The 14,632-nt window shown below is 50.5% G+C and carries 12 protein-coding genes and 1 pseudogene; 6 read left to right on the top strand and 7 right to left on the bottom strand.

Features of this window, described 5'->3' with window-relative positions:
- Window positions 1–7: 7 nt before the first annotated feature.
- On the bottom strand, window positions 8–451 hold the full coding sequence (locus C2E16_RS08610; RefSeq protein WP_038626687.1) for an acetyltransferase: 444 nt from the start codon (window positions 449–451) through the stop codon (window positions 8–10).
- Here C2E16_RS08610 and C2E16_RS20780 point away from each other — a divergent pair.
- The gene (locus C2E16_RS20780; RefSeq protein WP_156462392.1) at window positions 438–1,118 is read left to right on the top strand and encodes a hypothetical protein; all 681 of its coding nucleotides are present in this window, start codon (window positions 438–440) and stop codon (window positions 1,116–1,118) included. The two genes, C2E16_RS08610 and C2E16_RS20780, sit on opposite strands and share 14 nt — an antisense overlap.
- Window positions 1,119–1,584: 466 nt before the next feature.
- Here the strand turns inward: C2E16_RS20780 and C2E16_RS08605 are convergent.
- Window positions 1,585–2,282 (bottom strand): IS1-like element IS1A family transposase gene (locus C2E16_RS08605; RefSeq protein WP_103215986.1). Its coding sequence is split into 2 segments (ribosomal slippage): window positions 1,585–2,033 and window positions 2,033–2,282, totalling 699 coding nucleotides; the frame shifts between segments, so codons are not numbered across the junction.
- 298 nt (window positions 2,283–2,580) lie between these two features.
- Between C2E16_RS08605 and lacI the strand changes: the two genes are divergently transcribed.
- The 4 genes and pseudogenes from lacI to C2E16_RS08580 all read left to right on the top strand — a co-directional run.
- Window positions 2,581–3,663: a DNA-binding transcriptional repressor LacI gene (gene lacI, locus C2E16_RS08600; RefSeq protein ID WP_038626691.1), complete on the top strand. Its 1,083-nt coding sequence runs from the start codon at window positions 2,581–2,583 to the stop codon at window positions 3,661–3,663.
- 122 nt (window positions 3,664–3,785) lie between these two features.
- A complete protein-coding gene (gene lacZ / locus C2E16_RS08590) occupies window positions 3,786–6,860 on the top strand; it encodes a beta-galactosidase (protein WP_084971634.1) in 3,075 nt (1,024 codons plus the stop codon).
- Between the two features lie 51 nt (window positions 6,861–6,911).
- A complete protein-coding gene (lacY, locus tag C2E16_RS08585; protein WP_004182120.1) occupies window positions 6,912–8,165 on the top strand; it encodes a lactose permease in 1,254 nt (417 codons plus the stop codon).
- Window positions 8,166–8,230: 65 nt separating this feature from the next.
- Window positions 8,231–8,371, top strand: a pseudogene (locus C2E16_RS08580) (maltose acetyltransferase domain-containing protein); the annotation flags it as partial.
- A 14-nt stretch (window positions 8,372–8,385) separates the two neighbouring features.
- On the opposite strand, the gene C2E16_RS08575 reads toward C2E16_RS08580, so the two are convergent.
- A protein-coding gene (locus C2E16_RS08575) for an IS1-like element IS1A family transposase (protein WP_257152263.1) occupies window positions 8,386–9,083 on the bottom strand; the annotation gives its coding sequence in 2 pieces (ribosomal slippage) (window positions 8,386–8,834 and window positions 8,834–9,083; 699 coding nt in all).
- A gap of 74 nt (window positions 9,084–9,157) precedes the next feature.
- Here C2E16_RS08575 and C2E16_RS08565 point away from each other — a divergent pair.
- Window positions 9,158–9,607 carry a GNAT family N-acetyltransferase gene (locus C2E16_RS08565; RefSeq protein WP_052133913.1) on the top strand — a complete coding sequence of 150 codons (450 nt, stop codon included), beginning with the start codon at window positions 9,158–9,160 and terminating at the stop codon, window positions 9,605–9,607.
- A 261-nt stretch (window positions 9,608–9,868) separates the two neighbouring features.
- On the opposite strand, the gene C2E16_RS20535 is transcribed toward C2E16_RS08565, so the two are convergent.
- The 4 genes from C2E16_RS20535 to C2E16_RS21095 all read right to left on the bottom strand — a co-directional run bounded on the left by C2E16_RS20535 (window position 9,869) and on the right by C2E16_RS21095 (window position 14,630).
- Window positions 9,869–10,090, bottom strand: coding sequence for a hypothetical protein (locus C2E16_RS20535; RefSeq protein WP_038626696.1), 222 nt, complete (start codon window positions 10,088–10,090; stop codon window positions 9,869–9,871).
- A gap of 947 nt (window positions 10,091–11,037) precedes the next feature.
- The gene (locus C2E16_RS08560) at window positions 11,038–13,317 is read right to left on the bottom strand and encodes a prophage tail fiber N-terminal domain-containing protein (protein WP_084970792.1); all 2,280 of its coding nucleotides are present in this window, start codon (window positions 13,315–13,317) and stop codon (window positions 11,038–11,040) included.
- Window positions 13,318–13,812: 495 nt separating this feature from the next.
- Window positions 13,813–14,265 carry a YrhA family protein gene (locus tag C2E16_RS08555; protein ID WP_084970795.1) on the bottom strand — a complete coding sequence of 151 codons (453 nt, stop codon included), beginning with the start codon at window positions 14,263–14,265 and terminating at the stop codon, window positions 13,813–13,815.
- A gap of 8 nt (window positions 14,266–14,273) precedes the next feature.
- On the bottom strand, window positions 14,274–14,630 hold the full coding sequence (locus C2E16_RS21095) for an HNH endonuclease signature motif containing protein (RefSeq protein ID WP_257152262.1): 357 nt from the start codon (window positions 14,628–14,630) through the stop codon (window positions 14,274–14,276).
- Window positions 14,631–14,632: the final 2 nt, after the last annotated feature.

Below are 14,632 nucleotides of genomic sequence, written 5' to 3'. Positions count from 1 at the left end.
CGCCTTTTCAGGCGCCGCGATAGCGTAAATGCAGCAGCGGATAAGGCCGACCGCAATCATCGACGGGCGAGCGGCCGGTTACGACAAACCCCATCTTTTTATAAAATCCTGCGGCCTGTGCATTCTGTTCGTTGACATCAGTGGTTAAGGACGGAATCAACGCAAGCGCATGTTTCACCAGCAGTCGTCCCACGCCGCAGCCGCGCAGTTCGGGATCGACGAACAACGCGTCGAGATGATCTTCAGAAAGCAGCATAAAAGCGACAGGCCTGTCCTGCGGTGTGACCGCAACCCACAGCGGCGCCTGCGGCAAAAATGCGCGCACCTCGCGCTCAATGTCTTGTTTATCAGCCGACGTTAAAAAGTGGTGGGTGGCATCGACGGCTCGGCGCCAGATGGCGATGACCATCTCTCCCTCATCCTGACGAACGCGGCGAATGCTGAACATCATGGCTCTCTTCCCTTTTACAATTTCTTCAAACGCACCGCCCGCTGCCCCTGTTGGCCGCACGCGCGCACGCTGGCAACGCACCGGTATTGATACCTTATGCGGATACGTTACGACGTACCGACTCCGCTTCTCTTTTACGGGTCGGAAAGACAAAAATGATAAAACAATGTCCGGTATGGGTAATGCTCGTCGTCACGCGTTTCCCGGCATCACCATTACAGGGTACCTGTGGCGCACTTTCACGTTTAAGGATTTTTTACCGCATAAAAAAACCGCCCGCAGGCGGTTTGATTCTTGCTCAGATATCTTTTCCGGCATCGGGAGGCAAATCGTCTTCCCCCTCAATGTATTCAATATCGTCTTCATCATCTTCAATATCATCTGGCAAGGGTTCGTCAAAATCGGGGCGTTCAGACATATCTACCTCCGGCGTTGTGGGAACCTGTTGACTATAGCCTGGCGAGGCGTTTTTGCTGTGACGGTGAAAAGAATTAAAACGGGCGAAGAGAAATCTTCGCTCCGTGGCGAATCGCCTATTCGCGCAAGCGCGTTGCTTCCGCCTGATGGTTCGAGCCCGTCGGCTGGCCATGCTTATGGCTCAGGCACGAGGCGATGGTCAGCGGCGCTTTACACCTTGCGCAGGCGGCGCCATGCCCGGTCCGCCTAAAGTGACAGTAACGGGTAAAGACGAATTTTTCGCAGCCGCACTTCGGGCAGCAAAAACTTAGAAAGTACATGCTTCCTCCCGATGATCGTGGACAGAATAACAGCGAATCAGACATAAACTTTAGCCGTTTATTCCATATATCCCCTGCGTTATCTATCGTTATTAATAAGTTACATAGCGAATCGTTTCGGTAAATTTTTTCTTATGGAACTTACCTGGAAGGAGGTAGACAGTTAATGCTGGCCGCGCTATGCAAAGCTGAGCGCTGGCTCAGGCTGCATCCGCCGATTTTTATGACTACAAACGACTTATTGAACGAACGTTAGTCTGATAACAGCTTAACAGGCGGCCTCGGCAGGCGAGCCTCTGCTGAAAAAGTGAAACACCTTTATTATCCACTTAACCTCCACTATTAAATCACTCTTTTTAATATATAAGCATACGCAACCCAGGTAATGACTCCAACTTATTGATAGTGTTTTATGTTCAGATAATGCCCGATGACTTTGTCATGCAGCTCCACCGATTTTGAGAACGACAGCGACTTCCGTCCCAGCCGTGCCAGGTGCTGCCTCAGATTCAGGTTATGCCGCTCAATTCGCTGCGTATATCGCTTGCTGATTACGTGCAGCTTTCCCTTCAGGCGGGATTCATACAGCGGCCAGCCATCCGTCATCCATATCACCACGTCAAAGGGTGACAGCAGGCTCATAAGACGACCCAGCGTCGCCATAGTGCGTTCACCGAATACGTGCGCAACAACCGTCTTCCGGAGCCTGTCATACGCGTAAAACAGCCAGCGCTGGCGCGATTTAGCCCCGACATAGCCCCACTGTTCGTCCATTTCCGCGCAGACGATGACGTCACTGCCCGGCTGTATGCGCGAGGTTACCGACTGCGGCCTGAGTTTTTTAAGTGACGTAAAATCGTGTTGAGGCCAACGCCCATAATGCGGGCGGTTGCCCGGCATCCAACGCCATTCATGGCCATATCAATGATTTTCTGGTGCGTACCGGGTTGAGAGGCTGTGTATGTGAACTGTAACTGCCATGTTTTACGGCAGTGAGAGCAGAGATAGCGCTGATGTCCGGCAGTACTTTTACCGTTACGCACCACCCCGTCTGTAGCTGAACAGGAGGGACAGCTGATAGAAACAGAAGCCACTGGAGCACCTCAAAAACACCATCATACACTAAATCAGTAAGTTGGCAGCATCACCTAAACTTTGTAATGCTGTCAACCTGTTGATGACTATTTTAATCTGTAGTCATTCAATCCTTGTAACATCAGGATGATCCTGGTGTCAGTGAAAATACGAAATTAACCCGTTGGTATCATTACCCACCTGTGAACTGACGTCGGCATTTTGAATCTCACTTCGGCGTGCCCCCTCCGAATGGCGCAAAACATTTCGTGGTATGGCATGATAGCACCCGAAGAGAGTCAATTCAGGGTGGTAAATGTGAAACCAGTAACGCTATACGATGTCGCAGAGTATGCCGGTGTCTCTTATCAGACCGTTTCCCGCGTGGTGAACCAGGCCAGCCACGTCTCTGCGAAAACGCGGGAAAAGGTGGAAGCGGCGATAGCGCAGCTGAACTACATTCCCAACCGCGTGGCACAACAACTGGCGGGGAAACAGTCGTTGCTGATTGGCGTTGCCACCTCCAGTCTGGCCCTGCACGCGCCGTCGCAAATTGTCGCGGCGATTAAATCTCGCGCCGATCAACTGGGTGCCAGCGTGGTGGTGTCGATGGTAGAACGAAGCGGCGTCGAAGCCTGTAAAGCGGCGGTGCACAATCTTCTCGCGCAACGCGTCAGTGGGCTGATCATTAACTATCCGCTGGATGACCAGGATGCCATTGCTGTGGAAGCTGCCTGCGCTAATGTTCCGGCGTTATTTCTTGATGTCTCTGACCAGACTCCCATCAACAGTATTATTTTCTCCCATGAAGACGGTACGCGACTGGGCGTGGAGCATCTGGTCGCATTGGGTCACCAGCAAATCGCGCTGTTAGCGGGCCCATTAAGTTCTGTCTCGGCGCGTCTGCGTCTGGCGGGCTGGCATAAATATCTCACTCGCAATCAAATTCAGCCGATAGCGGAACGGGAAGGCGACTGGAGTGCCATGTCCGGTTTTCAACAAACCATGCAAATGCTAAATGAGGGCATCGTTCCCACTGCGATGCTGGTTGCCAACGATCAGATGGCGCTGGGCGCAATGCGCGCCATTACCGAGTCCGGGTTGCGCGTTGGTGCGGATATCTCGGTAGTGGGATACGACGATACCGAAGACAGCTCGTGTTATATCCCGCCGTTAACCACCATCAAACAGGATTTTCGCCTGCTGGGGCAAACCAGCGTGGACCGCTTGCTGCAACTCTCTCAGGGCCAGGCGGTGAAGGGCAATCAGCTTTTGCCCGTCTCTCTGGTGAAAAGAAAAACCACCCTGGCGCCCAAGACGCAAACCGCCTCTCCCCGCGCGTTGGCCGATTCATTAATGCAGCTGGCACGACAAGTTTCCCGACTGGAAAGCGGGCAGTGAGCGCAACGCAATTAATGTGAGTCAGCTCACTCATTAGGCACCCCAGGCTTTACACTTTATGCGTCCGACTCGTATGTTGTGTGAAATTGTTAGCGGATAACAATTTCACACAGGATACAGCTATGACTATGATTACGGATTCACTGGCCGTCGTATTACAACGTCGTGACTGGGAAAACCCTGGCGTTACCCAACTTAATCGCCTTGCAGCACATCCCCCTTTCGCCAGCTGGCGTAATAGCGAAGAGGCCCGCACCAATCTCCCTTCCCAACAGTTGCGCAGCCTGAATGGTGAGTGGCAATTTGTCTGGTTTCCGGCACCAGAAGCGGTTCCGGAAAGCTGGCTGGAGTGCGATCTTCCTGTCGCCGATACTGTCGTCGTCCCCTCAAACTGGCAGATGCACGGTTACGACGCGCCCATCTACACCAACGTGACCTATCCCATTACGGTCAATCCGCCATTTGTTCCCACGGAGAATCCGACTGGTTGTTACTCGCTCACATTTAATGTTGATGAAAGCTGGCTACAGGAAGGCCAGACGCGAATTATTTTTGATGGCGTTAACTCGGCGTTTCATCTGTGGTGCAACGGGCGCTGGGTCGGTTACGGCCAGGACAGCCGTTTGCCGTCTGAATTTGACCTGAGCACATTTTTACGCGCCGGAGAAAACCGCCTCGCGGTGATGGTGCTGCGCTGGAGTGACGGCAGTTATCTGGAAGATCAGGATATGTGGCGGATGAGCGGCATTTTCCGTGACGTCTCGTTGCTGCATAAACCGAGCACGCAAATCAGCGATTTCCATGTAGCCACTCACTTTAATGATGATTTCAGCCGCGCTGTACTGGAGGCAGACGTTCAGATGTACGGCGAGCTGCGCGATGAGCTGCGGGTGACGGTTTCTTTGTGGCAGGGTGAAACGCAGGTCGCCAGCGGCACCGCGCCTTTCGGCGGTGAAATTATCGATGAGCGTGGTGGTTATGCCGATCACGTCACCCTACGTCTGAACGTCGAAAACCCGAAACTGTGGAGCGCCGAAATCCCGAATCTCTATCGTGCGGTGGTTGAACTGCACACCGCCGACGGCACGCTGATTGAAGCAGAAGCCTGCGATGTCGGTTTCCGCGAGGTGCGGATTGAAAATGGTCTGCTGCTGCTGAACGGCAAGCCGTTGCTGATTCGCGGCGTTAACCGTCACGAGCATCATCCTCTGCATGGTCAGGTCATGGATGAGCAGACGATGGTGCAGGATATCCTGCTGATGAAGCAGAACAACTTTAACGCCGTGCGCTGTTCGCATTATCCGAACCATCCGCTGTGGTACACGCTGTGCGACCACTACGGCCTGTATGTGGTGGATGAAGCCAACATTGAAACCCACGGCATGGTGCCAATGAATCGTCTGACCGATGATCCGCGCTGGCTACCCGCGATGAGCGAACGCGTAACGCGAATGGTGCAGCGCGATCGTAATCACCCGAGTGTGATCATCTGGTCGCTGGGGAATGAATCAGGCCACGGCGCTAATCACGACGCACTCTATCGCTGGATCAAATCTGTCGATCCTTCCCGCCCGGTACAGTATGAAGGCGGCGGAGCCGACACCTTCGCAACCGATATTATTTGCCCGATGTACGCGCGCGTGGATGAAGACCAGCCCTTCCCGGCTGTGCCGAAATGGTCCATCAAAAAATGGCTTTCGTTGCCTGGAGAGACGCGCCCGCTGATCCTTTGCGAATACGCCCACGCGATGGGTAACAGTCTTGGCGGCTTCGCTAAATACTGGCAGGCGTTTCGTCAGTACCCCCGTTTACAGGGCGGCTTCGTCTGGGACTGGGTGGATCAGTCGCTGATTAAATATGATGAAAATGGCAATCCGTGGTCGGCTTACGGCGGTGATTTTGGCGATACGCCGAATGATCGCCAGTTCTGCATGAACGGTCTGGTCTTTGCCGACCGCACGCCGCATCCGGCGCTGACGGAAGCAAAACACCAGCAGCAGTTTTTCCAGTTCAGTTTATCCGGGCGAACCATCGAAGTGACCAGCGAATGCCTGTTCCGTCATAGCGATAACGAGCTCCTGCACTGGATGGTGGCGCTGGATGGCAAGCCGCTGGCAAGCGGTGAAGTGCCTCTGGATGTCGCTCCACAAGGTAAACAGTTGATTGAACTGCCTGGACTACCGCAGCCGAAGAGCGCCGGACAACTCTGGCTAACGGTTCACGTAGTGCAACCGAACGCGACCACATGGTCAGCAGCCGGACACATCAGCGCCTGGCAGCAGTGGCGTCTGGCGGAAAACCTCAGCGTGACACTCCCCTCCGCGCCCCACGCCATCCCGCAACTGACCACCAGCGAAACGGATTTTTGCATCGAGCTGGATAATAAGCGTTGGCAATTTAACCGCCAGTCAGGTTTTCTTTCACAGATGTGGATTGGCGATAAAAAACAACTGCTGACGCCGCTGCGCGATCAGTTCACCCGCGCACCGCTGGATAACGACATTGGCGTAAGTGAAGCGACCCGCATTGACCCTAACGCCTGGGTCGAACGCTGGAAGGCGGCGGGCCATTACCAGGCCGAAGCAGCGTTGTTGCAGTGCACGGCAGATACGCTTGCCGACGCGGTGCTGATTACCACGGTCCACGCGTGGCAGCATCAGGGGAAAACCTTATTTATCAGCCGGAAAACCTACCGGATTGATGGAAGTGGTCAAATGGCGATTACCGTTGATGTTGAAGTGGCGAGCAATACGCCACATCCGGCGCGGATTGGCCTGACCTGCCAGCTGGCGCAGGTAGCAGAGCGGGTAAACTGGCTCGGATTAGGGCCGCAAGAAAACTATCCCGACCGCCTTACTGCGGCCTGTTTTGACCGCTGGGATCTGCCATTGTCAGACATGTATACCCCGTACGTCTTCCCGAGCGAAAACGGTCTGCGCTGCGGGACGCGCGAATTGAATTATGGCCCACACCAGTGGCGCGGCGACTTCCAGTTCAACATCAGCCGCTACAGTCAACAGCAACTGATGGAAACCAGCCATCGCCATCTGCTGCACGCGGAAGAAGGCACATGGCTGAATATCGACGGTTTCCATATGGGGATTGGTGGCGACGACTCCTGGAGCCCGTCAGTGTCGGCGGAATTCCAGCTTAGCGCCGGTAGCTACCATTACCAGTTGCTCTGGTGTCAAAAATAATAATAACCGGGCAGGCCATGTCTGCCCGTATTTCGCGTAAGGAAATCCATTATGTACTATTTAAAAAACACAAACTTTTGGATGTTCGGTTTATTCTTTTTCTTTTACTTTTTTATCATGGGAGCCTACTTCCCGTTTTTCCCGATTTGGCTACATGACATCAACCATATCAGCAAAAGTGATACGGGTATTATTTTTGCCGCTATTTCTCTGTTCTCGCTATTATTCCAACCGCTGTTTGGTCTGCTTTCTGACAAACTCGGGCTGCGCAAATACCTGCTGTGGATTATTACCGGCATGTTAGTGATGTTTGCGCCGTTCTTTATTTTTATCTTCGGGCCACTGTTACAATACAACATTTTAGTAGGATCGATTGTTGGTGGTATTTATCTAGGCTTTTGTTTTAACGCCGGTGCGCCAGCAGTAGAGGCATTTATCGAGAAAGTCAGCCGTCGCAGTAATTTCGAATTTGGTCGCGCGCGGATGTTTGGCTGTGTTGGCTGGGCGCTGTGTGCCTCGATTGTCGGCATCATGTTCACCATCAATAATCAGTTTGTTTTCTGGCTGGGTTCTGGCTGTGCATTCATCCTCGCCGTTTTACTCTTTTTCGCCAAAACGGATGCGCCCTCTTCTGCCACGGTTGCCAATGCGGTAGGTGCCAACCATTCGGCATTTAGCCTTAAGCTGGCGCTGGAACTGTTCAGACAGCCAAAACTGTGGTTTTTGTCACTGTATGTTATTGGCGTTTCCTGCACCTACGATGTTTTTGACCAACAGTTTGCTAATTTCTTTACTTCGTTCTTTGCTACCGGTGAACAGGGTACGCGGGTATTTGGCTACGTAACGACAATGGGCGAATTACTTAACGCCTCGATTATGTTTTTTGCGCCACTGATCATTAATCGCATCGGTGGGAAAAACGCCCTGCTGCTGGCTGGCACTATTATGTCAGTACGTATTATTGGCTCATCGTTCGCTACCTCAGCACTGGAAGTGGTTATTCTGAAAACGCTGCATATGTTTGAAGTACCGTTCCTGCTGGTGGGCTGCTTTAAATATATTACCAGCCAGTTTGAAGTGCGTTTTTCAGCGACGATTTATCTGGTCTGTTTCTGCTTCTTTAAGCAACTGGCGATGATTTTTATGTCTATTCTGGCGGGCAATATGTATGAAAGCATCGGTTTCCAGGGCGCTTACCTGGTGCTGGGTCTGGTGGCGCTGGGCTTCACCTTAATTTCCGTGTTCACGCTTAGCGGCCCCGGCCCACTTTCCCTGCTGCGTCGCCAGGTGAATGAAGTCGCTTAAGAAATTAATGTCGGATACGGCGCGAGCGCCTTATCCGACCAACTTATCAGGACGGAATGTTAAAAATGAACATGTCGATGACAGAAAAAATAAAAGCAGGCAAGCTATTTACCGATATGTGCGAAGGCTTACCTGAAAAAAGACTTCGTGGGAAAACATTAATGTATGAGTTCAATCACTCGCATCCATCAGAAGTTGAAAAAAGGGTAATGACTCCAACTTATTGATAGTGTTTTATGTTCAGATAATGCCCGATGACTTTGTCATGCAGCTCCACCGATTTTGAGAGCGACAGCGACTTCCGTCCCAGCCGTGCCAGGTGCTGCCTCAGATTCAGGTTATGCCGCTCAATTCGCTGCGTATATCGCTTGCTGATTACGTGCAGCTTTCCCTTCAGGCGGGATTCATACAGCGGCCAGCCATCCGTCATCCATATCACCACGTCAAAGGGTGACAGCAGGCTCATAAGACGACCCAGCGTCGCCATAGTGCGTTCACCGAATACGTGCGCAACAACCGTCTTCCGGAGCCTGTCATACGCGTAAAACAGCCAGCGCTGGCGCGATTTAGCCCCGACGTAGCCCCACTGTTCGTCCATTTCCGCGCAGACGATGACGTCACTGCCCGGCTGTATGCGCGAGGTTACCGACTGCGGCCTGAGTTTTTTAAGTGACGTAAAATCGTGTTGAGGCCAACGCCCATAATGCGGGCGGTTGCCCGGCATCCAACGCCATTCATGGCCATATCAATGATTTTCTGGTGCGTACCGGGTTGAGAAGCGGTGTAAGTGAACTGCAGTTGCCATGTTTTACGGCAGTGAGAGCAGAGATAGCGCTGATGTCCGGCAGTGCTTTTGCCGTTACGCACCACCCCGTCAGTAGCTGAACAGGAGGGACAGGTGATAGAAACAGAAGCCACTGGAGCACCTCAAAAACACCATCATACACTAAATCAGTAAGTTGGCAGCATCACCCGCATCAAGCGTCGACCCTATGTTTTATGCCGTGATCTGCCAGGCAACGCATAAGGCTGTCGGCTCGGTAGCATTACAGCGCATCGATTCTGCGAACGGAGTATTAGAAATTGGCTATATCAACTGGTCTCCATTAATGAAGCGCACTTCAATGAGCACGGAAGCTATTTATCTTCTGCTTTGTTATATTTTTGATACTTTGCATTACAGACGATGCGCATGGAAGTGCGACAGCCTGCATGAGTCCGCAATTAATGCTGCGGAAAGGCTGGGATTTCAGTATGAAGGGCTATTCAGAAATATGCAGGTATCGAACGGTCGTAATCGTGACGTAAGATGGTATTCGATAATAGAAGAAGAGTGGTCTGAAATGAGAAATGCGATGGCCTGGTGGTTAAGCCCGGCTAACCATGATGAAACGGGCAAACAGAAACAAAAACTCGCTGAGCTTTTGCCCAAAAAATCTTAATCGGGGAATTTATCAAAAATTCGCCATGGAGAAGTTTAACAAAATAACTATGGCGCAATTTTTGTGTTCGCTTGTCGCAGTAACAGATATTTTTAGCCTCTCAGGGCTAATAAATATGCGGGCATGGTAAAACGCACTGTCTGTAACACTGACATTTCTTTTGACAGGATGCTCCGTTCTGCTGGACGAAAAGCGGTCTGATCGCTTCAATAATAATGTAAACCACTGGATAATAACGTTAAAAAAACCGCCCGAAGGCGGTTAAAGTTTGATGAGATACTTTCTGGGATTATCAAAGCATTCAGGACACGGCGTAGCGGCAGGATGCCGTTGTCGGGATACTTTTACCGCATCACGCTCATGATAAAACGTGCCTAAAAACTCACGCCGTTCCCAGGTCGGTAATGCGGCACATCCTTCAGAATGCACATTGTGTTTGATATTGCGCTGTGACAGTTTCTCAATGTAATAAAACTTAGGCATTTTTTCTTCTCTATTTATTGTTGTGACAATTAAACGTAGTCACAAAATAAAATTTGGTACTAAAGTTTTACCTATTGTAGTGATAGGAAGCACTTAACAAGCCGTCTAAGCGCATGGCGTACGCCTCTCCCCACCGCCTGGAATGTCTCGCAAAACGGGCCGCCTGCCAGCGCTTTACCTGGTCTTAGCGGCTGCGTAACCGGGCATTGCTCTCTTTTTTGTCTTTTAATCCCGGTTAATCAGTACCATGCAAATCGTTTGCAGCCTAATCACCGGCTTCAGCGCCTTTATCTCATCTTCCCTGTTTATATGACAGATGAGTGATTGTGGCTCCAGAGACAGACTAAACGCCATACAAAATGCGAAACATCCATTACATCTGCAGTAGTCGAATGATCCCGCTATAAACGGGGCCTGATAAGCATACTGAACAAAATTTCGGCTACTCTCTTCGCATTTTTGCGCAAAGCCATTAATTCAGCGTTTACTCTTACAGAGAGTCCATAGCCTCCCACTTAGCTTAAACATAAAAAAGACGTTACTCAGAATGTCAGGCAAAGCCAACGTGCAGATAAAGGAAGAAGAGATTAGAGTTTGTGTCATTAACAGGAAAATTCAAAAGAGACTGGCATGAATGCCTTCGCTATAAAGTCATGCTAAGCAACAAACCTTTCTCATGCACCAGAGCGATCCATCGTGCAATAAAATGCCCTAACAAAAGGTATTCCTTTTGGTGGATAACTACCAGATTTAGCAAGGACAGTGGTAATGTCAAACTAAAGCTGCGTAAAAACCAGGGTGAAAAACAGCCGTCATGCAATACGCATTCTATTGAAATTTAATATGATTGCTTCATTACAAAAACTCCGCCTTTATGACAGCTCGAATAAAAAGCCCCGTCAATCTCAGCGAGGCTGCAAAAATTATTAATTACGCGTAATAAAAATTCATTGTTCGATTATCTCCTGTTGCACTGGCATGATTTTTTCCCCACCGACCAGGGGTACCCAGCCGCTGCCAGGCTGACCGCCTGCGGCCACATACTGAGCTGCCCCTGTGCTGACAACCCGGCCGGGCCATTTGTGCTTTACATTCAGCGGCGAATTGATATTACTCAGCGATTCGTCTGTATACACAAAATCAACGGTCAGCGCGTTGCCGTCAAAAAACCAGTCGCTTAGTCCTATATTGCCGGTCGTGTCTGAGTTGATACGCACCGCCAGCGCCGCGTCGCTGTTGCTGATGCAGCCTGTTATTTTGATTGAGCGGGTCTTGTTGAGCGACACGGCATATTTTGTCGCATCCAGCATACAGCCCTGCAGAATAACGCTGTCCATGTTGAACAGGGACAGCGCCGTATCACCGGCGCTCTGATAAGTACAACCGCGGGCAATCCAGCGGCCATTGATCCCGGTGTCCATTGTCACGCACTGGGAAGATGTGTTTACCGCGCCATCAATATCGTAAACGGTCGGGATAAATCCCGTCTGGCCTGTTGCCCCGATAAACCGGTGCCCATTCTCTGTACCATCGATTTTTACGCCACGCATGCGCAGCAGCTTTGGCCGTAGCAGATAAGTGGCGTATTTGTTCCCCGCGCAGAAAAGCGAAGCTTTCAAATCAATAATATGCTCGCCCGTCTGGGTGGCAATCGCAAACCCGTACCCCTGTGCCCCTTTAGCGAACGTGACGCGGTCGTTGATGGTCACGTTTGTATTGAAGTTGACCGCCCCGATGGCGGCCCGGATAGGGTTCCATTTTGCGCCTGCGGTGCTGCCCGGATTGTCCCAGAAAATCTGATTGCTGGTTTCCACGTTCGTACACTGAATAACGGCTACGGCCCACCATGTTGCGCCGCCGGCTGAGATATTGCCGGTCATCAGCCCGTTGGTAATGCCCTCCATAACAAAGTGCCTCCGAAAGGGCCCACGCGCGTAGTTGCCAATCATCAGCGTGTGGCATCCGTCAATATCGCGCACGTTCGCCGGTTTCGACACCGGGTATTCCGCCTGAAACGCTATGCGCGCGTCCTCGCCCGCTTTGCACGTTGCATGGTTTCCCATGATCACCGTACTGCTGCCCCATATCGTAACGGCGTCGCCGCGATCTTCGCCATAGCTGCTGGTCAGCGCCCCTTCCCCGTCGCCCGCGCCGATAACATCGATAAATCGGTTGAAGGTGATTTTTGTGCGCGCCGGGGCATAAACCGAGGTGGCCAGTACGCCGCTTTGCTGATTAATCAGCGTCGAGTTATTCACATGACAGTCGTCTGCGCGAATTTCTATTGCACACTGCCGTCCGCCCGTCTGCGCTTTCAACAGCAGCGGATTGGTTATCAGCATGCCATCAACAATGCAACGTGGATGCGCCAACGCCAGCAGTGCTTTATTCTTCATTGCGTTGCCAACCGGGCGCAACTCACCCATCCCCGTGGCGCTGATCTCCTGCCCCGCGCCGCCGGTCATTACCGTTGCGGCGCAGTTCACTATGGTATCGAGCACCACGTATTTGTATGTGTTCAGCATCGCCTGTAGCGCTGAGCTGTGATCTGTAGTCAAATCCGTCTCATCATCCGGCCCGAATCCGATCCCACGCGACGACGTAGTGGCACCGTGACTATCCAGCACGTTAGCAATCGTCGTTGCACCGTGCCCCGCTATTTCTGAGCCATCCGTTACCAGTTTTTCAGTCAGTTTTTCAGTCTCCGCCTGTGCCGCAGCACTTGCGCCAGCGGCGGCCTGCTGCGCCTTAGCCGCCGCTGCCTCCGCGTCTTTTGTTAGCTGCGCGGCGTTGTTGGCAACCTCACGCGTTTCACTGAGAATTTCTTGCATAGCCTGCAGGACGCATGTCTGAGCTTCATCGGGCTGGGATGCGACCAGATATTCGTTTAATGTGCCCGGCTGGCTGTCGGCGAAAATATGGATTAAGCCAAGCTCTTTACGCTGCCACCGCTGGTCAACTTCGCAAACGCTGTAGATATTCGGCACCAGGCTAATCTTATAAAAAGCATTTTCGTTAGTTGTGGTTGACACCTCGCTTTGTCGTTGGTTCTGGCATGAATTGTTCATGGTAGTGAAATTAAGCGTCACGCATGCCAGAGGGCCAGTTTCAGGGTCCGAATAAACCCCTGAAAGAGTTATCTTAACAGACATGTTTTCTCCATAAAAATTGCCCGGCTGGGGCTGTAAAATGCCTGAATTATCGCCAGTGATGATCAACAAATACATTGTTCATTTATAACTGTTATCCCACTCGGTTGTATTATGGTTAATATAATGATTGATTTAAACACCGTGGACATCGCATGAGTATAAATATTTTTCCCTGTTCAGCCTGTCTTTCAGAAGATTGAAAACCGACCAGAAGATTCAAAATTCTCGACAATAAAATTTAACCAAGACGACATGGATTTAAATGAAAAAAAGTAAATACGGCGGGTGATAATTTTGCACCCCCACTTCATAGCCAAAATAAATATTGTTGCCAACCATACATTAGCCCAGCATTTAAAACATATTGGATTACAGGAGGGGTAATTATGCATATCTGTGCCAGGCGATAAGTTTACTATATATGGTGTAGAAAATTCGAAAAAAATAAAATAAAAAATAAAACCCCGCCGGATGGCAAGGTTTAATGATTAATCATTGGGGCGTAGCACCCACCATTACAAATTAACTTATTTTTTAATTACACTACGCCTTTCAGCTTCTAACATGGCGTCACTTTATTTTTAACAATTTTATTTTAGTTTCTATCAGTTCTGCCAGCGTATCGCAGGATTCCCATACGTTTTCAGTGCCGATGCGATCGCAGGACTCCCATCGTTTTGTAACGGTGTCATAATAGAGCGTATCAGTATTATTTTCTCCAATAACAATACGCCCATGCATGCCATCAAATTCAAAACCGGGTGTATTTAACGCGTCGTTAAATTCAATTAATCCTGGCTCATTGCTGGCTGTCGATAGGCCATAGCAAGTATGCCCATCTGCGGATAATCCGTTACTTATACGAAGTAATTCATTATATTGCAGCCAGAATTGTGCAAGCTGCGTAATACCACGACCAAAATCGTGAGTGGGTAACGTCCCTTTGTATGGAGGATTAATGTCATACCCCAGTTCTTCACTCAGCCGATTAAATTCGTTTACGGCTAATGTTAAACTGCTCATCTCTTTATTCATGGATAAATTACCTCTTTGGGAACCGGCCATAAAACTGTTCTGTGGTCTCCTGGCGCCATGCCTCGACGGATAGCATTTTGAGTGGTGGTGAAAACAGAATGCTCGGTCGTATTTTTAATCAATACCAGATTCGAGAAATCGTTTGTTCCAGTATCGTCCAGCGGCAACTTATGATGAACACTGTATTTCTTCGGTATCATTCCAGCCTGTAGTAACTCTCGTTGAGATGCGCTCAAGCGATTAATCACATCCGGGTGCTCAGCTATGCGCTGTACGAAATCTCGCCTGACAGTGCTGTTAAAAGAATTTCTTAATATTTTCAGCTCTGTACTGTCTCTTTTAACATACTCCATTT

This window comes from Mixta calida, from assembly GCF_002953215.1.
GTDB classification, from domain to species: Bacteria; Pseudomonadota; Gammaproteobacteria; order Enterobacterales; family Enterobacteriaceae; genus Mixta; species Mixta calida.
This window is presented reverse-complemented; position numbering and strand designations above follow the sequence as displayed.